A 19,200-nucleotide genomic window follows, 5' to 3' on the forward strand; every position below is an offset into this window, starting at 1 on the left:
TGGACCGCGAGACTTCGTCGCTGATCCAGATGGGCGGCGAAGGCGTGAACTGGGCGGCATCGTCAAGGTTCACCGGCAACAAGCACGTGTTCCAGAATCTCGGCGAAGGCACCTACTATCACTCCGGCTCGATGGCGATCCGACAGGCGATCGCAGCCAAGGCCAACGTCACCTACAAGATCCTGTTCAACGATGCCGTGGCGATGACTGGCGGCCAGCCGGTCGACGGCCCGGTCAGCGTGCATGCCATCGCCCACAGCGTCCGTGCCGAGGGCGTGGCGCGCATCGCACTGGTGTCGGATGATCCCGCGCACTTCAACCCGGCCGACTTGCCCAGCGGCGTCACCATCCATCCCCGCGAAGAAATGGACGCCGTGCAGCGCGACTTGCGCGACATCTCCGGCGTGTCCGTCCTGATCTATCAGCAGACCTGTGCCACCGAGAAGCGACGCCGTCGCAAGCGCGGGCAGATGGCCGATCCCAAACGCTTCGCCTACATCAACGACCTCGTCTGCGAAGGCTGCGGCGACTGCTCGATCGAATCCAATTGCCTCAGCGTCGAGCCGAAGGAGACGCCGTTCGGCCGCAAGCGCCAGATCAATCTGTCGGCCTGCAACAAGGATTTTTCCTGCCTCAACGGCTTCTGCCCAAGTTTTGTGACCGTCGAAGGCGCGACGCGCCGGAAGAAAGGCGCGAGCCGGATCGACGCGGTCGGTCGCGCAGCCACGCTACCCCTGCCCACCCCCGCAACGCTCGAGCGACCCTACGATCTGCTGGTGACCGGCGTCGGCGGAACCGGCGTGATCACGGTTGGCGCCCTGATCGGCATGGCTGCGCATCTCGAACGAAGCGGCGTCTCGGTACTGGACTTTACCGGCTTTGCGCAGAAATTTGGTCCCGTGCTGAGCTACATCCGCCTCGCCGCGAGCCCCGACGCGTTGCATCAGGTCCGCATCGACCAGGGCGCGGCCGACGCGCTGATCGGCTGCGATCTCGTCGTCAGCTCCTCGCCAAAGGCGTCCGGAACCTACCGGAAAGGCACGCGCGCTGCGCTCAACACCGCGGAGATGCCAACCGGCGACGTCGTCCGCTTCCGCGACGCCGATCTCGCCGCGCCAGCCCGCCTGCGCGCGATCGGCCGCGTGATCGGCGAGAGCAATCTCGGGGCGATCAATGCGAATGCGATGGCCGAACAGCTGCTCGGCGATGCCGTCTATGCCAACATCATCGTGCTCGGCTTTGCCTGGCAGCGCGGATTGGTTCCGATCTCGCTTCCCGCGCTATTGCGCGCGATCGAGCTCAACGGCGTCGCGGTCGAGCGCAACAAGCAGGCCTTTGCCTGGGGCCGGATCGCCGCGGCCGATCCGGACCTGTTACCGAAGGCAGACGATGCGTCGAAGGCCGAGACGCTCGACCAGGCCATCGACCGTCGCGCCGAATTCCTGACTGCCTACCAAGACGAAGCCTATGCCGCGCGCTACCGGGGAATGGTCGAGAAGGTTCGCCACGACGAGATTCCGCTGAACAGCGAGGCGCTGACCGAGGCCGTGGCGCGCACCCTGTTCAAGCTGATGGCCTACAAGGACGAGTACGAGGTGGCGCGGCTGCACATGCAAGGCGGATTCCTCGATGAGCTTAAACGCGAATTCGAGGATGGCTTCAAAATCCAGTATCACCTCGCCCCGCCGTTCCTGCCGTCGCGCCGCGACGGACGTGGACGTCCACGCAAACGCGCCTTCGGCCAGTGGATCCAGATGCCTCTAACCATGCTCGCGCACTTGAAGGGGCTGCGCGGAACGCCGTTCGATCCATTCGGCTATACCGCGGAACGGCGCGCAGAGCGAGAGTTGATCCGCTGGTATGAGGGCCTGCTTGAACGGATCCTCGGCCAGCTCGGCGCTGCGCGCCTTGCGGATCTCGTCGCGATTGCAAAAGCGCCCATGGAGATCCGCGGCTATGGCCCGGTCAAGGATGCCGCGATTGGGAAGGCGAAGGCGGAAGTCGAGCGGCTGTTCGATGAACTCCACACGCCATCGCCGGCAAAGATGCGCGCCACCGGTTGACGGGGCGCCGGCGAAGCTTCAGCTTCTCAACCCGGGGGGCGCCCTGATGGCACTCCCGTGATCGGGTGACGCATCATGGATTTCGACCAGCTGACACTGACCGAGGCCGCGAACGGCCTCCGCGCCGGGAAGGTCACGAGCACCACGCTCACCCGGGAAGCTCTTGCCCGCGCCAAAGCCAACGCCGATCTCAATGCCTTCGTCACGCTGGACGAGGCCGGCGCCTTGACGGCCGCCGCGGCGTTCGACGCAAAGGGCGACAGGAGCAAGCTGCTTGGCGGCGTGCCCGTCGTGATCAAGGACAATATCGAGGTGGCCGGGCTGCCCTGTAGCGCCGGCACCCCCGCGCTGAAGGATTACATTCCGAGGGCCGATGCGCCTGTCGTGGCAAGACTGCGGGCCGCGGGAGCGATCATCATCGGCAAGACCAGCATGCACGAGCTGGCCTTCGGCATCTCCGGCTACAACACCGCGTTCAGGACCGGCGCCGAGTTCGGCGTGCGCAACGCCTATGATCGCGCCTTGATCGCCGGCGGCTCCTCGTCCGGGACGGGCGCCGCGATCGGCGCGCGGATCGTCGCCGGCGGGCTCGGCACCGACACCGGCGGATCGGTGCGCGTGCCGGCCGCCCTGAACGGGTGCGCCTCGTTGCGGCCAACGGTCGGGCGGTATCCGCAAGCGGGGATCGCCCCGATCTCGCACACCCGAGACACCGCAGGCCCGATGGCCGCGACGATAGCCGATGTCGAGCTGCTCGACCGCGTCATCGCGGGTGGAGACGAGATTGAGCCGGCTGATTTGAAGCAGGTGCGGATCGGCATCGCGTCGTCGATGCTGACCAATCTCGATGCCGACACGGAGGTCGCCTTCCGCGCGGCAATCGCGAAAATGATGGCGCAGCGCATCACGATCGTCGAGATCGAGATGCCTCAACTGGCGGAGCTCAACGGCCAGGTCGGCTTTCCCGTGGCGCTGTACGAGGCTTACGACGACATGATCGCGTACCTCGATCACACCGGTACCGGCCTCAGCATCGAAGCGCTGGCCAAAGACATCTCAAGTCTCGACGTGAAGGGCACCTATGATGGCCTTGTCATCCCGCGCAAGCTGCCGGGCCCCGACAACACGCTGATTGACGCCAAACCGATATACGATGCCGCGATCAAGATCGCGCGCCCCGCGCTCCAAACGCTGTACGCCGATACGTTTTCCGGGAACAGACTCGACGCCATCGCTTTCCCGACAACGCCGCGGGTCGCGATTGCTTCCAATCCCGACTCCAGCAGCCCCGAGAACTTCGGCCTCTTCATTCAGAACACCGATCCCGGTAGCAATGCCGGCATTCCCGGAATCCAGATCCCGGTCGCACTTGGCGGCACCAGCCAACTGCCGATCGGGCTCGAGCTGGACGGCCCAGCAGGCAGCGACCGGCACCTGCTTGCCATTGGAATGGCGCTGGAAATCATTTTCGGACGACTACCGCCGCCGCACCGATCATGAATACGGGTTGATCAGCTTCTGCTGCTCGGCGCTGTAATCCACGAGCAGGTCGATGAAGGTCCTGACCTTCGCCGACAGATGATGACGGTGCGGATAGACCGCGTTCATGGAGAGTTCGACGGTCCGATATTCCGGCAAGAGGCGCACGAGGCGGCCCACTTCCAGGTCGTCCTGAATGAGAAACCCCGCCATCAGACAGACGGCGGCCCCCTCCAGCGCAACCTTCCTCAGCGCTTCCCCGCTATTGGTGACGAAGCTGCCCGAGATGCGCACGGAGGCCGGTGTGCCTTTGCGATCAAGGAAGCGCCATTCGTCGCCGAACGGATAGTTCAAGTGCCGACCGCAATTGTGCCCGGTGAGCTCGTCGAGCTTCTGCACCCGGCCGTTCTTCTCGATATAATCGTGCGAGCAGCACAGCACGTGACGCCAGGTGGCAAGGCTCCGCACGATCAGGCTCGAATCAGGCGGCGGGGTCATGCGCAGGGCAACGTCGTAGCCCTCCTCGATGAGATCGACATCGGCCTCGCCCATGCGCAGATCGATCTTGAGTTCCGCATAGGTCGACAGCAGCTTCGCCACGACCGGCGCGACAAGCGGCACCATGTGCGTAGCGACATGAATGCGCAGCGTGCCGCGGGGCACCGACTGCAATTCGCTCGCGATGTCGTCGGCCTGTTCGATGTCGGCGAGGATCTGGACGCAGCGGTCGTAATAGGCCTTGCCGATCTCGGTAAGATTGACCTTGCGCGTGGTGCGGTGAAGCAGCCTTACCCCGAGCCGGTCTTCCAATGCCTGAATGTGGTTGCTCACCATGGTGGTCGACATGTTGAGCTTGCGGGCGGCTGCGGAGAAGCCGCCGGTCTCGACCACCCGGCTGAACACTTCGAGGCTGGTCAATCGATCCATGCCGCCTGACTATCCGCTCTTGATCGACAATCGCGGGACATTCGTCCCGGATTATCAGTTCACACACATGGCTCGCCCTGCTTGCAGCTTCGCCTGCGAGCGGACGCATGCATCAGCAGCAATCGCGCGACAGAGGCAGCAATCGCTCTGGGGCGGTCGCGCGCCTGGTTCGGTAGACATTACGAACCAAGGCGACGGCCCCGATTATCCACCTCCAATGGATAATCCTTCCGGAATTTTGCCAATTATCATGCGGGCCGGCAAGGCCGATAGTCTCAGGGAGCCGACAGGAGACCGCAATGTCCGAGATGCCCCGCACCGAGACCTTCCAGCAAGCGACTGAAATCACTCGAGATTACCCCGAGGCGCCGTCCGCTGTCCCGACCTGGAACAAGGTCCGGCGCGCCGCCTTGGTGCTCGCGCTCCTCGCAGGCACGGCAACCACAGCCTACTACGGACACGATTACTGGACCCACGGCCGCTACCTCGAGACCACCGATGACGCCTATGTGAAGGCCGATTCCACGATCGTCGCGCCGAAGGTGTCCGGCTACATCGCAAAGGTGCTCGTCAGCGACAACGAGAAGGTCAAGGCAGGCCAGCTGCTGGCCAAGATCGACGACCGCGATTTCAGGGCGGCGCTCGACCAGGCCCGCGCCGATGTCGCAGCTGCCGAAGCCTCCGTGCGCAACATCGATGCACAGCTCGAGCTGCAACAGCCGATCATCGAGCAAAGCACGGCTGACGTCGCTGCTGCGGACGCCAATCTGAAATTCGCACAAGAGGAGCGCGCCCGCTACGACGACCTCATGAAGACGGGCTCCGGCACGATCCAGCGCGCGCAGCAGACCGACGCGGCGCTGCGCGCCAGCAGCGCGCAATTGCAGCACGCGAAGTACGGCCTTGTGGCTGCGCAGCGCAAGATCGACGTGCTCACCAGCCAGCGCGCCCAGGCCGCAGCCCAGCTCGAACGCGCCCGTGCGGTCGCGCAGCAGGCGACGCTGAACCTTTCCTATACCGAGATCACCGCGCCGGTGGATGGCACGATCGGCGCCCGTAGCTTGCGCGTCGGCCAGTACGTGCAGGCCGGCACGCAATTGATGGCTGTGGTGCCGCTCGATGCGGTCTATGTCGTTGCCAACTTCAAGGAGACCCAGCTCACGCATGTGCGGCCTGGCCAGCCGGTCGAGCTGTACGTCGACAGTTTTCGCAGTCGGGCCCTGCACGGCCATGTCGACAGCCTGTCGCCGGCGAGCGGGCTCGAATTCGCCTTGTTGCCGCCCGACAACGCGACCGGCAATTTCACCAAGATCGTGCAGCGTGTTCCGGTGAAGATCGTGCTCGACGACCACAGCCTCACCGGTCTGCTCCGCCCTGGCATGTCCGCGGTGCCGACCATCGACACCAAGGCGACCGTGCTGGCCGAGCGAGAGACGGCCAAGCGTCTCGCCGACAACATGCTCCGCCCGAACGGCGGCTGACCCCGGGAAGGCTCCGGCAGAATCGTCAAATCCGCCGGATGATCCTTCCTCGACTATCGAAATCATCCGCATCCTGTCTCCGTACCCGAGACGAGGCTTCCATGAGCACGCTCCAACCCGCCCTCAATGCCGCATCCGCCGCCAGCATTCCCGCGCCCGCCGCTCCGGCGGTGCCGGCCAAGACCTGGATCGCGGTGATCGGCGCAACGCTTGGGGCCTTCATGGCGGTGCTGAACATCCAGATCGTCAATGCCTCGCTCGCCGACATCCAGGGCGCAATCGGCGCCGGCATCGATGACGGCGGGTGGATCTCGACCTCCTATCTTGTCGCCGAGATCGTGGTGATCCCGCTGTCCGGCTGGCTGGCGCAGGTGTTCTCGATCCGCATCTATCTGCTTACCAACGCGATCCTGTTCCTGGTCCTGTCCGCTGCCTGCGCGCTGGCGCATGATCTGTCGCAGATGATCGTGCTGCGCGCCATCCAGGGCTTCACCGGCGGCGTGCTGATCCCGATGGCCTTCACGCTGATCATCACCCTGCTGCCGCGCGCAAAGCAGCCGGTGGGCCTCGCGCTGTTCGCGCTCTCGGCGACGTTCGCGCCGGCGATCGGCCCGACCATCGGCGGCTATCTCACCGAGAATTTCGGCTGGCAGTACATCTTCTACGTCAACCTCGTGCCGGGCGCGATCATGGTCGGCATGCTCTGGTACGCGCTCGAAGCCAAGCCGATGAAACTCTCGCTTTTGCGCGAGGGCGACTGGGCCGGCATCGTCACCATGGCAATCGGCCTTTCGGCGCTCCAGACCGTGCTGGAGGAAGGCAACAAGGACGACTGGTTCGGATCGCCCTTCATCGTCAAGCTGTCGGTGATCGCGGCGGTGGCGCTGACCGCCTTCCTGATCATCGAGCTCACGGTGAAGAAGCCACTCTTGAACCTGCGCCTGCTGGTGCGCCGCAATTTCGGCTTCGGCATGCTCGCGAACTTCCTGCTCGGCATCGCGCTCTACGGCTCGGTGTTCATCCTGCCGCAATATCTGTCGCGCATCCAGGGCTACAATGCCGAGCAGATCGGCATGGTGCTGGCATGGACCGGACTGCCGCAGCTCGTGCTGATCCCGCTGGTGCCGCGCCTGATGCGGCGCTTCGACGCGCGGATCATCATCGGCGCCGGCTTCGTGCTGTTTGCGGCTTCCAACTTCATGAACATTTACATGACCAGCGACTACGCCGCCGACCAGCTGCTGTGGCCCAACATCGTTCGCGCGATCGGCCAGGCGCTGGTGATGGCGCCGCTCTCGGCAGTGGCAACCGCCGGCATCGAAGCCGAGAACGCAGGCTCGGCGTCGGGCCTGTTCAACATGATGCGCAACCTCGGCGGCGCCGTCGGAATTGCGATCCTGCAGACTGTTCTGACCAAGCGCGAACAGTATCACTCCAACGTGCTCATGCAGTCGGTCTCGATATTCGAGCAGGCAACGCGCACGCGACTGGAGCAACTCACCCGGTATTTCGTCAATCACGGCGTCCTCGATCATGCGGACGCCGCGCATCGCGCCTATGTCGCCATCGGCCGTATCGTGCAGAAGCAGGCCTATATCCTCGCTTTCAGCGACACCTTCTATTTGCTCGGCATGGCGCTGGTCGTGGCGCTGCTCGCCGTCCTCTTCCTGAAAAAGACTGGCCAGACCTCGGCCGGTGGTGCCCACTGACGTCAACCCAGCAAGCAAGGAGCGCGATGATGAAACCCCGCATGAATTTCTACCAGGCCGCCCCAGATACGATGAAGGCGCTGATGACGCTGGAGGAGCAGATCCAGTCCACCGGGCTCGAGAAATCACTGATCGAGCTGGTCAAGATCCGGGCATCGCAGATCAACGGCTGCGCCTTCTGCATCAACATGCACACCGAGGACGCCCGCAAGCGCGGCGAGACCGAGCAGCGCATCTACCTGCTCAATGCCTGGCGCGAATCCCCGCTTTATTCCGACCGCGAGCGCGCGGCACTGGCCTGGACGGAATCGGTGACGCTGATCTCGCAGACCCACGCGCCCGACGACGTCTACGAACAGGTCCGCGCGCAGTTCTCCGACGAGGAAACGGTGAACCTGACCATGCTGATCGGCGCCATCAACGCCTGGAACAGGATCGCGATCGCGTTCCGCGCGGTGCATCCGGTGAAGGTGAAGGCTTCGGTGGCGTAGGGGGCGCTCGCTCACCTAACTCCGCCGTCATGCCACGCGAAAGCGGGGCATCCAGTACGCCGCGGCCTATCAATGTAACACGACTGCCTCGGAGTACTGGATCGCCCGGTCAGGGCCGGGCGATGACAGCGGTGGGTGCGGCTCAGACCGCCGTCGCCTTGGCGAACTCGACGTAAATCTCACGCAGGCGCGTTGCCATCGGGCCGGGCTTGCCGTCGCCGATCTTCTTGCCGTCGATCGCGACCACCGGCTGCACGAAGGAGGATGCGCTGGTGATGAAGGCTTCCTTGGCAGCGAGCGCCTCGGCGACCGTGAAGGACCGTTCCTCGACGCGGAGCTGGCGCTCCTCGGCAAGCGCGATCACGGCCTTGCGGGTGCAGCCCGGCAGGATCGCGTTGGAATTCTTGCGGGTTACGATGACGTCATCCTTGGTCAGGATGAACGCCGACGACGAACCACCCTCGGTGACGTAGCCATCCTGCAGCATCCAGGCCTCGCCGGCGCCGGCTTCCGCCGCGGCCTGCTTCGCCAGCACCTGCGCCAGCAAGGCCACGCTCTTGATGTCGCGCCGCTCCCAGCGGATGTCGGGCACGGTGATCACGTCGATGCCGGTCTTCGCTGACGCCGCGTTAATGATGTCCTTCTCCGAGGTGAACATCACCAGGCTTGACTTGACGTCACCCTTGGGGAACGGGAAATCGCGCCCCTTGTCGGCGCCGCGCGTGACCTGGAGATAGACGAGGCCGTTCTGGAGCTTGTTGCGCGCGATCAGCTCCTTCTGGAGCTCGGTGATGCGCTCGACCGTCTCGGGCAGCTTCAGCTTGATCTCGCCGACGGAACGTTCCAGCCGGGCCAGATGCGCAGCATTGTCGACCAGCTTGCCGTCGAGCACGGCCGAGACTTCGTAGATGCCGTCGGCGAACAGGAAACCGCGATCCAGCACCGAGATCCTGGCCTCCGAGAGCGGGACGAATGAGCCGTTGACGTAGGCGATCGGGTCCAAGGCAGGTCTCCTGGCGAGAAGGGGGAATTAGGCGCGCTTATACGCCGGTTGGGGGCGCCGATCACCCCTCGTTTCGTCATTCCGGGGCATTCGCGCAGCGAATGAGCCCGGAATCTCGAGATTCCGGCTTCGCCTATGCGAGGCGCCCCGGAATGACGGCAGTGGTCAATGCGACAGGATCTTCGACAAGAACTTCTGCGCGCGGTCGCTGCGCGGCTTGCCGAAGAAGTCGTCCTTCGCCGCGTCCTCGACGATCTCGCCGCGGTCCATGAAGATCACACGGTTGGCGACCTTGCGGGCAAAGCCCATCTCATGGGTCACCACCATCATGGTCATGCCCTCACGAGCGAGATCGACCATGACGTCGAGCACCTCGCTGACCATTTCAGGATCGAGCGCCGAGGTCGGCTCGTCGAACAGCATGACGATCGGGTCCATGGCGAGCGCACGGGCAATGGCGACGCGCTGCTGCTGGCCGCCGGAGAGCTGCGCCGGGAATTTCTGCGCCTGCTCCTTCAACCCGACGCGCTCCAGGAGCTGCATGCCTTTGGTCTGGGCCTTGTCGTGCGACCGCCCCAGCACCTTCTCCTGCGCCAGACAGAGATTGTCGATGATCTTGAGATGCGGAAACAGCTCGAAATGCTGGAACACCATGCCGACGCGCGACCGCAGCTTCGGCAGGTTGGTCTTGGGATCGTTGACCTTGGTGCCGTCGACCAGGATGTCGCCGCTCTGGAACGGCTCCAGCGCATTGACGCATTTGATCAGCGTGGACTTGCCCGAGCCGGACGGGCCGCACACCACGACGACCTCGCCCTTGGTGACGCTGGTGGTGCAGTCGGTCAGCACCTGAAAGGTCGGGCTGTACCATTTGTTGACGTGGCTGATTTCGATCATGACCGACACGCTCTAGCGAATGATGGCGATGCGCGCCTGCAGGCGGCGGACGCCGAAGGACGCGATACAGGAAATGGTGAAGTAGACGACAGCTGCGAACAGGTACATTTCGACGAGACGTCCGTCGCGCTGCGCGACCTTGCTCGCCGCGCCGAGGAAGTCCGTGATCGACAGGACGTAGACGAGCGAGGTGTCCTGGAACAGAACGATGGTCTGCGTGATCAGCACCGGCAGCATGTTGCGGAAGGCCTGCGGCAGCACGACGTAGCGCATGGTCTGCGCGTAGGTCAGTCCCAGCGCGCTAGCCGCGGCCGGCTGGCCGCGCGAAATCGACTGAATGCCGGCACGCATGATCTCGGAGAAGTACGCGGCCTCGAACATGATGAAGGTGATGAGCGAGGATGCGAACGCGCCGACGCTGATCGGGCGCGAGGCGCCGGTCAGCCACTGCCCGATATAGGGCACCAGGAAGTAGAACCAGAAGATCACCAGCACCAGCGGCAGCGAGCGCATGAAGTCGACATAGATGCCGGCGATCCGGCCGAGCAGCTTGAAGCCGGAGAGGCGCATCAGGGCGAGCGCCGTGCCGAAGACCAGGCCGCCGAGTGCTGCGAGGCCCGTCAGGGTCAGCGTGAACGTCATGCCCTCGTAGAACAGATAGGGCAGCGCGCGGCGGATGACGTCGAAATCGAAATTGCCGAGCATCGTTTATTTCCCCGTGATGTAGCCGGGGATCGCGACCCAGCGCTCGAGGAAGCGCATCGCGGTCACGACGACGGCGTTGACGAGGAGATAGAGGAGGGTCGCGGCGGTGAAGGCCTCGAACACCTGGAACGAGAATTCCTGCATCGAGCGCGCCTGTCCGGTCAGCTCGAGCAGGCCGATGGTGATGGCGACCGCGGTGTTCTTGATGGTGTTGAGGAACTCGGACGTCAGCGGCGGCAGGATGATGCGGAAAGCCATCGGCAGCAGCACGTAGCGATAGCCCTGCACGGTGGTCAGGCCCAGCGCGGTTGCGGCCATCTTCTGCCCGCGCGGCAGTGAACCGATGCCGGCCTGGAGCTGGACGGCAACGCGCGCCGACATGAACAGGCCGATTCCGATCGCCGCGGTCCAGAACGGCGCGTTGGGCAATTGCTTGAGCCAGAGCCCGGCGGCTTTGGGCAGAATTTCCGGCAGCACGAAGAACCACAGGAACAACTGCACCAGGAGCGGCATGTTGCGGAAGAATTCGACATAAGCGAAGCCGAACCAGGTGGCCCCCTTCGACGGCAGCGTGCGCATGACGCCGACGACCGAGCCGGTGATCAGCGCGATGACCCAGGCCAGGGCCGCGGTCTCGAGGGTCAGCACCAGCCCCGACAGCAGCATGTCGAGATAGGTGCCGGTCCCCATCGGGTTCGGCTGGAAGAAGATTCCCCAGTTCCAGTTGTAGTTCACGTGTCCCCCGCGCGAACGCGCCAGTCATGGATGTCCTGAGCGCCTATGCAAATGTCCGGCCACCCTGCTGTCAAGAGTGGCCGGACATGATCCCGATCGAAAGATCGAGGTTCTAGCTTACTTGTAATCGTCCGGGTTCGGCGAGTCCGAAGGCTTCGCGAACTCGTGCTTCAGCCCCTCCGAGATCGGGGTATTGAGGTTCAAACCCTTCGGCGGGATCTTGGACATGAACCACTTGTCGTAGATCTTCTGGCCCTCGCCGGAGGTGTAGAGCGCGGCGGTCGCCGCGTCGACAACCTTCTTGAACGGCGCATCGTCCTTGCGCAGCATGATGCCGTAGGGCTCCGGCTTGGAGAACGCGTCCTTGGAGATCACGTAGTCGGACGGATTCTTGGAGCCAGCGACGAGGCTGGCCAGCAGGATGTCGTCCATCACGAAGGCGACCGCGCGATCCGTTTCGACCATCAGGAAGGCTTCGGCGTGATCCTTGGCCGGGATGATGTTGGCGCCGAGCTTCTTCTCGACGTTGGCCTCGGTGAGCTGCTTGATGTTGGTGGTGCCGGCAGTCGAGACCACCGTCTTGCCCTTGAGATCGTCGATCGACTTCAGGCCGCTCGACTTCTTGAAGACGTAGCGGCTGGCGGTCAGGAAGTGGGTGTTGGTGAAGGCGACCTGCTTCTGGCGCTCGGCATTGTTGGTGGTCGAGCCGCATTCGAGGTCGATCGTGCCGTTGGCCATCAGCGGGATACGCGTCGCCGACGTCACCGGGTTGAGCTTGACCTCGAGCTTGTCGAGCTTGAGCTCCTTCTTCACGGCGTCGACGATCTTATAGCAGATGTCCATCGCGAACCCGACCGGCTTCTGGTTGTCGTCGAGATAGGAGAACGGGATCGAGGAATCGCGGAAGCCCAGCGTGATGGCGCCGGTGTCCTTGATGTTCTTCAGCGTGCCGGTCAGCTCCGCGGCCCCGGCCTGGCTGACGACGAAGGTCGCGGCGAGTGCGAGCCCAATGCTACGGAAATGTTTCACTTCTTTGTCCCCTTTCAGGATGATGCGGCCGGATGCAAGCACAAATCGGCCCGGATTAGAATGTGACTTTCGGCGAGATCGCGGCTCAGGTTAACGGCTCAGCTTAGGGATCTTGTTAGCGGTCCTGGCAGTTGGCCGAGATCCCAGAACAGCCCGGCCATCACCGTCAAGGCCTCTTCGGTCAATGGCAGCAGGATGTGCTCATTGGGCGCATGCTGGGAGCAGCCGGGATAGGAGTGCGGGACCCAGATCGTCGGCAGGCCCAAAATCTCGGAAAACACGTCGTTCGGTAGCGAGCCGCCGAAATTCGGCAGCACTGCCGGCGCCTTGCCTGTGGTCTCTTCGACCGAATCCGCCGCCCATTTGATCCAGGGGCTGTCGAAATCGGTGCGCGAGGCGGCAAAGCTCTGCGCCGCCCGCACCTCGACCATGGGAAACCCCTTCTGGACCAGATGCGCGCGGATCGCGTCGATCAGCCCGTCGATCTTGGTGCCGACCACGAAACGCAGTTGCAGCACGGCATTGGCCTGGCCGGGAATGGCGTTCGCCGGCTTCTCGATGTTGCCAGCTGACATCGCCAGCACTTCCAGCGTGTTCCAGGCGTAAAGCCGTTCGGCCGCGGACAATCCCTCCTCGCCCCAGTTCTCGGCCAGTGCGGGCTCGTCCGCGGTCGGCACCACCTGCACGTCCGCCAGATAGCTGCGGATCTGGTTGGTGAGCCGTGGCGGCTTCAGGGCATCGAGCAGGAGACGGCCGTGGCCGTCGACCAGCGTCGAGATCGCGTTGACCAGGATGGTCGCGGGGTTGGCGAGCACGCCGCCCCAATTGCCGGAATGGTGGCCGCCGTCGCGCAGATTCACGTCGAGATGGACGCGGATGCCGCCACGGCAGCCGAGAAAGAGCGTCGGCCGGTCAGCGGACAGGCGCGGCCCGTCGGAGGCCATGAACAGGTCGGCCTTGAGTGCGTCGCGATGGAGATCACAGACCTTGCCGAGATCGGGCGAACCGATCTCCTCGCCCATCTCGATGATGAATTTGGCGTTGAAGCCGAGCTTGCCGCCGCGCGCGCCACGTACCGCACGGAGTGCCGCCATGTTGATGCTGTGCTGGCCCTTGTTGTCGGCGGTGCCCCGGCCGTAAAGGCGCGTCCCCGCAACCGCCGTGCGCCAGGGATCGCGCCCCTCGCGCCACTCCCCCTCCATGCCGTCGACGACGTCGCCATGGCCGTAGACCAGCACGGTCGGCGCGGACGCGCTCTCGTGATGCTCGGCGAACAGGAAGGGCGCCTTGCCGCTGGGGGATTCGACGATGCGGCTGGAAAAATCGAGCGCGGCGAAAGCCGGCTGCATCTCCTGCTCCAGATAGGCACGCAGTTCGGCGCCGCGCGACGGATTCTGGCTCTCGGTCCGATACGCGACGCGGCGGTCGAGTTCAGCGAGGAACGCACCGGATTTGAAGTCGTCCCGCGCGCGGGCGATGGCATCGGCTCTGGTCATTGCTTTCGTTTTCAAGGTTTCGACGCGGGCGAACGTAGCGGGCTACATAGGCCGTCGAAAGTGGCGGGGGCTTGGACAGTTCTTGAAGTTTCTCTTGTAGTTCTCTTGGGATTTCGTTCTTGCTCGCTTGAGATTGGCTTGCCGAGCGCGGCGGCACCGCTGATTTTGACCTTGCCAACGCCCCGGCTCTCTATTCTTGGCCCTTGCCAAGAGCCAATTATATGCAAGAACTTCGCCAAGTTGGGGCGCACATCTATCATCCGAAGAGCGCTCAGTACAGGGCGACGAGGGGACCAGCATGGCCAAAGAGATCAGGCTCAACGCCTTTGCGATGAATTGCGTCGCGCATCAGTCACCGGGCCTGTGGACCCATCCGCGAGACCGCACCGCCGACTATAACCGCCTGCCCTATTGGATTGATCTCGCCAGGACACTGGAGCGCGGCCGCTTCGACGGGCTGTTCCTGGCCGACGTGCTCGGGGTCTACGATGTCTATGGCAACAGCCCTGATGCAGCCTTGCGCAATGCAGCACAGACGCCGTCGAACGAACCGCTGCTGCTGCTGTCGGCGATGGCCGCAGTGACGCAAAATCTCGGTTTTGGCGTCACCAGCAATCTGTCATTCGAGCCGCCCTACCCGTTCGCACGGCGGATGTCGACGCTCGATCACCTCACCGAGGGGCGCATCGGCTGGAACGTCGTCACCGGCTATCTCGACAGCGCCGCGCGCGGCGCCGGCAAGGACAAGCAGACCGGACATGACGATCGCTACGACATCGCCGATGAATATATGGAAGTGGTTTACAAGCTCTGGGAAGGGAGCTGGGAGGACGGTGCCGTGCTGCGCGACCGCAAGCGCGGCATCTTCACCGATCCCGCAAAGGTTCATCGCGTCAATCATGAGAGCGCGAACTACCGCATCAACAACACCATTCATCTCAGCGAGCCGTCCCCGCAGCGCACGCCGGTGCTGTACCAGGCCGGCACCTCGCCGCGCGGCCGGCAGTTCGCGGCCAGGCATGCCGAATGCGTCTTCATGTCGGGACCGTCGGCCAAGATCATTGCGCCGCGCGTCGCGGCGATCCGCCAGGAAGCCGCCGCGCTCGGCCGCAACCCGGCGGAGATCCTGATGTTCAGCATGATGACGATCATCCTCGGCAACACGGAGGCCGAAGCGGCGGCGAAATACGCCGACTACCGGTCGCATATCAATCCGGAGGGCGCGCTTGCCCTGATGTCGGGATGGACCGGCATCGACTTCTCCGGCTATGAACTCGACCAGCAGGTTCGTCACGTTCAGAACGATGCCGGCCGCAGCGCGCTCGACAACGTCACCCGCGGCGATCCCGACCGCGTCTGGACCGTGCGCGACGTCATCGAGCATGTCGGCATCGGCGGCGCCGGCCCGATCGTGGTCGGCACGCCCGAGAGCGTCGCCGACAAGATCGAGGACTGGTTCGAGAAGACGGATGTGGACGGTCTCAACGTCGCGTTTGCGATCTCACCCGGCGATTTCGAGGATATTTCCGACATGCTGGTGCCGGAGCTGACCAAGCGCGGGCGGTACAAGAGCGAATATGCCAAAGGCACGCTGCGCGAAAAACTGTTCGGCGGCGGACGTGCACGGCTCGACGCACCGCATCCGGCGGCGGGGTATCGGGTGGGGAAGAAGGGGTAGACGGAAAGTCGCGTCACACCCAGGCTGTCGTCCCCGCGAACGCGCGCGTCCGCGGGGACGACAGCGGGGCTAGACCTTCCCGTCCACCATCACCTCGATCAGCTTGGTGCCCGGCCGGCTGAACGCCGACGCCAGCGTCGCCTTCAATTCGCTGCCATCGCTGACCTTGATGGCCTCGCAGCCGAGCGCCTTCGCCACGCCGGCAAAATCCACGGGCGGATCGACGAAATCCATGCCGACGTAATTGTCGTCGCCATGAAAGGCGAGCAGGCGCTGCTTGATGATCCGGTAGCCGCCATTGTTGGCGATGACGACGTTGAGCGGCAGCTTGCGGTGCGCCGCGGTCCACAGCGACTGGATCGAGTACATCGCGCTGCCGTCGCCCGAGAAGCACACGACGGGCCGATCGGGATTGGCAATGCTGGCGCCGACCGACGCCGGCAGTCCCCAGCCGATCCCCCCCGAGGCAAGGCCATGATAGCCGTAGCGGTCGCGATGCGCCCGCAGCGCCGTGATCTGGCGGCTTGAGGTCAGGCCTTCATCGACCAGGATGGCATTTTCCGGCATGGCCTCGACCATTTGCAGCACCAGAAAATCCGGATCGATGGGCGTGCGGCCCGCGCTCTTGCCGATCTGCTCGACCAGCGCGGCCCGGCGCGCGGTCCAGTTCTTCGGCGCGAGCTCGGCGAGGTGCTGCTTGGCGCGTTGCGCCAATGCCTCGCCACCCATCTCCTTCAGCACCGGAATCAGCGCGCGCAGCGTTTCCTTCAAATCAGCCTTCAGCGCGATCTCGGCGCCGTAGTTCTTGGCGATCTCCCAATCGACGAGGCCGATCTGCACGATGCCGAGTCCGTCCGGCAGCGCATCGACCTCGCTGTAGACCGACATGCGCAGGGGATCACCGCCGAGCGCGATCAGCAGGTCGTAAGGTGCCAGCGTGTCGCGCGCGACCTTCTGCACGCGCGCCAGCGTGCCGACGAAGCTCGGGCTCTCCGAGAGGAAGTGCGAGCCATAGGGCGTCGAGGATTGGTAGGCGGCGGCCCCGAGCAATTCGGCGAGTTCGGCGGCTTCCTTGAGCGCGTCGCTCTTCACCACCTCGTCCATGGTGACGATGACGGGACGCTCGGCCTTCAGCAGCCGAGCGGCAAAGGCTCTCAGCGCCTCGTCCGACGGCTTTACGCGCGCATCGATGCGGGTGGAGCGGCCGAGGTCGATGCCGGCCTCGCTGTTGAGGATGTCGCCGGGCAGCGAGATGAACACAGGGCCGGTCGGCGGCGTGGTCGCGATCTTGGCAGCGCGGCGGACGATGCGCGGCAAATCCTCCAGCCGCGTCACCTCGATCGCCCATTTCACCAGCGGCTCGGCCATCCGCACCAACGGGCCATAGAGCACCGGCTCCATCAGGCCATGGCCCTGCTCCTGCTGGCCGGCGGTCAGGATCATCGGCGTGCCCGTGAACTGGGCGTTGTAGAGCGAGCCCATGGCGTTGCCGAGGCCGGGCGCAACGTGCACGTTGCAGGCGACCAGCTTGCCTGAGGCGCGGCTATAGCCATCGGCAATCGCCACCACCAGGCTCTCCTGCATCGCCATCACATAGGTGAGATCGGGATGGTCCTTCAGCGCATGCATGATCGGCAGCTCGGTGGTGCCGGGATTGCCGAACAGGTGCGTAACGCCTTCGTCCTTGAGCAGCGCGAGAAAGGCGGAGCGGCCGGTGATCTTGTTCTTCATGTTTCCTCCAGGGAGCGGACGTTGCCGCAAGGACGGAAGGCATGATGGCCGAAGTGAGAGGGCGCGCGCAAGGAAGCGCGGTCATGGCTGCGTTGCGCGAGAGAGGCAAACTGCGCTCTCCTGTCCCGGCCGCGGCGCAGCGCGCAGCAGTGCGACGCTGAGCCGGGACTCGGATTCGCGCCGGGCTCGCTGACGCATGGGTCCCGGCACTGCGCAGCAGCGTTTCACGCTGCAGCGCGTCCGGGACACGAGAGCGAGCGAACAGGGGCTACATCTCCTCGCGCCCCAGCTCGAACGGATCCTCGCCGCCCGCGCGTTTCTTCCTTTTCGAGCGCTGCCAGACCACGCCAGGAAATCCCTTCAACGGCACCAGCGGCTCGCCGGTATAGGCCCATTCCTGCAGTTCCTCGATCGCAATGTGATAGAGCGGCTGGCGGCCGGTGCGCTCCCTGAACAGGGCACGGGGAATGTTGACCATGTGCGGGCCGCGCGGACGCTCATAGGCGATCGGCGTGCCGCAATGCGAGCAGAAGCTGCGCGCGGTCTTCGTCGCCTTGTCCTCGTAGCGCGTGAGCGCCGTCTTGCCCGAGGTGATGCGAAACCGCTTCTTCCAGCTTCCGACATAGGTCGCGTAGGCCGCGCCATGGGCTCGGCGGCTGGCGGCGGAGTGGTCATGCCAGGCCCAGCGCGCGGGAACGTCGATCTCGAAGGCAATCTTGCCGCAGAGGCATTGGCCGGTGGCAATACCTGCGGCAGCTGCGGCTTTGGCCATGGGTGTTTCCTCATCGTCATTGCGGGCAGAGCGAAACCATCCAGACTGCCTCCGCGGAAAGACTCTGGATTGCTTCGCTGCGCTCGCAATGACGGAGTTTGTGGTAACCGTCGCACAACAAATCAAGCCCGTCATTCCGCGGCGATGCGAAGCATCGAGCCCGGAATCCATCCCACTTCCAGGGATGCGGCCCGATCGATTCCAGGCTCGCGACTTCGTCGCGCCCCGGAACGACGAAGAGGTTACGCCGGCGTCAGCTCGTCATACACGGGATAATCCGTGTACCCCTTCTCCTCGCCGCCATAGAACGTCGCGCGGTTGTACGGCGTGATTGGATAATCGTGCTGAAGGCGGCGTGGCAGATCCGGGTTGGAGATGAAGATGCGGCCGAAGGCGATGATGTCGGCATGGCCGTCGGCGATCGCCGCGTTTGCGGTCTCGCCGGTGAAGCCGCCTGCGGTCATCAGAACGCCGCTGTAGAGCGGCCGAAACAGCGCCATCGCCGACGGCACGTTCTCCCAGTGAACGTCGGCGCGGCCGGCGCCGCTGGAACGCGGCTCGATGAAATGCAAATAAGCGAGACCAAGCTTGTCGAGCGCCTTCACGACGTGGGTGTAGAGCGGCATCGGATCAGGCTCGCCGGAATCATTGGCGATGCCGTGCGGCGACAGCCGGACGGCGACGCGGTTCGCACCCCAGACGTCGATCGCGGCCTGCGTGACCTCGAGCAGAAGACGCGCGCGGTTCTCGATCGAGCCGCCATATTGGTCGGTGCGCTGGTTGCTGCGCGACTGCAGGAACTGCTCGAGCAGATAACCGTTGGCGCCGTGGATCTCGACGCCGTCGAAACCGGCCGCGAGCGCATTTTTCGCGCCTTGCCGGAACGCCTCGACGATGCCCTTGACCTCATCGGTCTCCAGCGCGCGCGGCGTCTCATAGTCCGAGATCTTGCCGTCGGCCGTCATCGCCTTCATCCCTTCCGCCTTGATCGGTATGGCGGAAGC

16 protein-coding genes are annotated in these 19,200 nt (G+C 64.3%); 6 read left to right on the forward strand and 10 right to left on the reverse strand.

Going from position 1 to position 19,200, the window contains the following annotated elements; genetic code table 11:
- Both IC50_RS28760 and iaaH read left to right on the forward strand, forming a co-directional pair.
- Positions 1-2,063: indolepyruvate ferredoxin oxidoreductase family protein (locus IC50_RS28760; protein ID WP_035712726.1), on the forward strand; the 2,063-nt coding region annotated here is incomplete at its 5' end.
- 75 nt (positions 2,064-2,138) lie between these two features.
- A complete protein-coding gene (gene iaaH / locus IC50_RS28765; protein WP_035712728.1) occupies positions 2,139-3,563 on the forward strand; it encodes an indoleacetamide hydrolase in 1,425 nt (474 codons plus the stop codon).
- On the opposite strand, the gene IC50_RS28770 is transcribed toward iaaH, so the two are convergent.
- Positions 3,558-4,469 (reverse strand): LysR family transcriptional regulator, encoded by a 912-nt coding sequence (locus tag IC50_RS28770; RefSeq protein WP_035712731.1) that lies wholly within the window; start codon positions 4,467-4,469, stop codon positions 3,558-3,560. The genes iaaH and IC50_RS28770 overlap by 6 nt on opposite strands.
- 299 nt (positions 4,470-4,768) lie before the next feature.
- Here IC50_RS28770 and IC50_RS28775 point away from each other — a divergent pair, with 299 nt between their 5' ends.
- From IC50_RS28775 to IC50_RS28785, 3 genes are all read left to right on the forward strand, one after another.
- A complete protein-coding gene (locus tag IC50_RS28775) occupies positions 4,769-5,950 on the forward strand; it encodes an HlyD family secretion protein (RefSeq protein ID WP_035712733.1) in 1,182 nt (393 codons plus the stop codon).
- Positions 5,951-6,051: 101 nt separating this feature from the next.
- A complete protein-coding gene (locus IC50_RS28780) occupies positions 6,052-7,659 on the forward strand; it encodes an MDR family MFS transporter (RefSeq protein ID WP_035712735.1) in 1,608 nt (535 codons plus the stop codon).
- 29 nt (positions 7,660-7,688) lie between these two features.
- Positions 7,689-8,150 (forward strand): carboxymuconolactone decarboxylase family protein, encoded by a 462-nt coding sequence (locus tag IC50_RS28785; protein ID WP_035712752.1) that lies wholly within the window; start codon positions 7,689-7,691, stop codon positions 8,148-8,150.
- 142 nt (positions 8,151-8,292) lie between these two features.
- On the opposite strand, the gene IC50_RS28790 is transcribed toward IC50_RS28785, so the two are convergent.
- The 6 genes from IC50_RS28790 to IC50_RS28815 form a co-directional block, all read right to left on the reverse strand.
- Positions 8,293-9,153: a D-amino-acid transaminase gene (locus IC50_RS28790; protein WP_035712737.1), complete on the reverse strand. Its 861-nt coding sequence runs from the start codon at positions 9,151-9,153 to the stop codon at positions 8,293-8,295.
- A 165-nt stretch (positions 9,154-9,318) separates the two neighbouring features.
- On the reverse strand, positions 9,319-10,050 hold the full coding sequence (locus IC50_RS28795; RefSeq protein ID WP_035712739.1) for an amino acid ABC transporter ATP-binding protein: 732 nt from the start codon (positions 10,048-10,050) through the stop codon (positions 9,319-9,321).
- Positions 10,051-10,062: 12 nt separating this feature from the next.
- A complete protein-coding gene (locus tag IC50_RS28800; protein WP_035712741.1) occupies positions 10,063-10,755 on the reverse strand; it encodes an amino acid ABC transporter permease in 693 nt (230 codons plus the stop codon).
- A gap of 3 nt (positions 10,756-10,758) precedes the next feature.
- Positions 10,759-11,490, reverse strand: coding sequence for an amino acid ABC transporter permease (locus IC50_RS28805; RefSeq protein ID WP_035712742.1), 732 nt, complete (start codon positions 11,488-11,490; stop codon positions 10,759-10,761).
- 117 nt (positions 11,491-11,607) lie between these two features.
- A complete protein-coding gene (locus IC50_RS28810) occupies positions 11,608-12,519 on the reverse strand; it encodes an amino acid ABC transporter substrate-binding protein (RefSeq protein ID WP_035712754.1) in 912 nt (303 codons plus the stop codon).
- 98 nt (positions 12,520-12,617) lie between these two features.
- Positions 12,618-14,015: a M20 family metallopeptidase gene (locus IC50_RS28815; protein WP_035712744.1), complete on the reverse strand. Its 1,398-nt coding sequence runs from the start codon at positions 14,013-14,015 to the stop codon at positions 12,618-12,620.
- Positions 14,016-14,313: 298 nt separating this feature from the next.
- On the opposite strand from IC50_RS28815, the gene IC50_RS28820 reads away from it, so the two are divergent.
- Positions 14,314-15,693: an LLM class flavin-dependent oxidoreductase gene (locus tag IC50_RS28820; protein WP_035712746.1), complete on the forward strand. Its 1,380-nt coding sequence runs from the start codon at positions 14,314-14,316 to the stop codon at positions 15,691-15,693.
- A gap of 69 nt (positions 15,694-15,762) precedes the next feature.
- Here the strand turns inward: IC50_RS28820 and IC50_RS28825 are convergent, their stop codons facing one another.
- From IC50_RS28825 to IC50_RS28835, 3 genes are all read right to left on the reverse strand, one after another.
- Positions 15,763-17,424, reverse strand: a complete 1,662-nt coding sequence (locus IC50_RS28825; protein ID WP_035712747.1) for a thiamine pyrophosphate-binding protein — start codon at positions 17,422-17,424, stop codon at positions 15,763-15,765.
- A gap of 268 nt (positions 17,425-17,692) precedes the next feature.
- The gene (locus IC50_RS28830; RefSeq protein WP_035712750.1) at positions 17,693-18,196 is read right to left on the reverse strand and encodes a GFA family protein; all 504 of its coding nucleotides are present in this window, start codon (positions 18,194-18,196) and stop codon (positions 17,693-17,695) included.
- A 242-nt stretch (positions 18,197-18,438) separates the two neighbouring features.
- Positions 18,439-19,200: oxidoreductase (locus IC50_RS28835; RefSeq protein ID WP_035712756.1), on the reverse strand; the 762-nt coding region annotated here is incomplete at its 5' end.

Origin of the sequence: Bradyrhizobium genomosp. I (2014), assembly GCF_000261685.1 — a bacterium.
Lineage (GTDB): Bacteria > Pseudomonadota > Alphaproteobacteria > Rhizobiales > Xanthobacteraceae > Bradyrhizobium.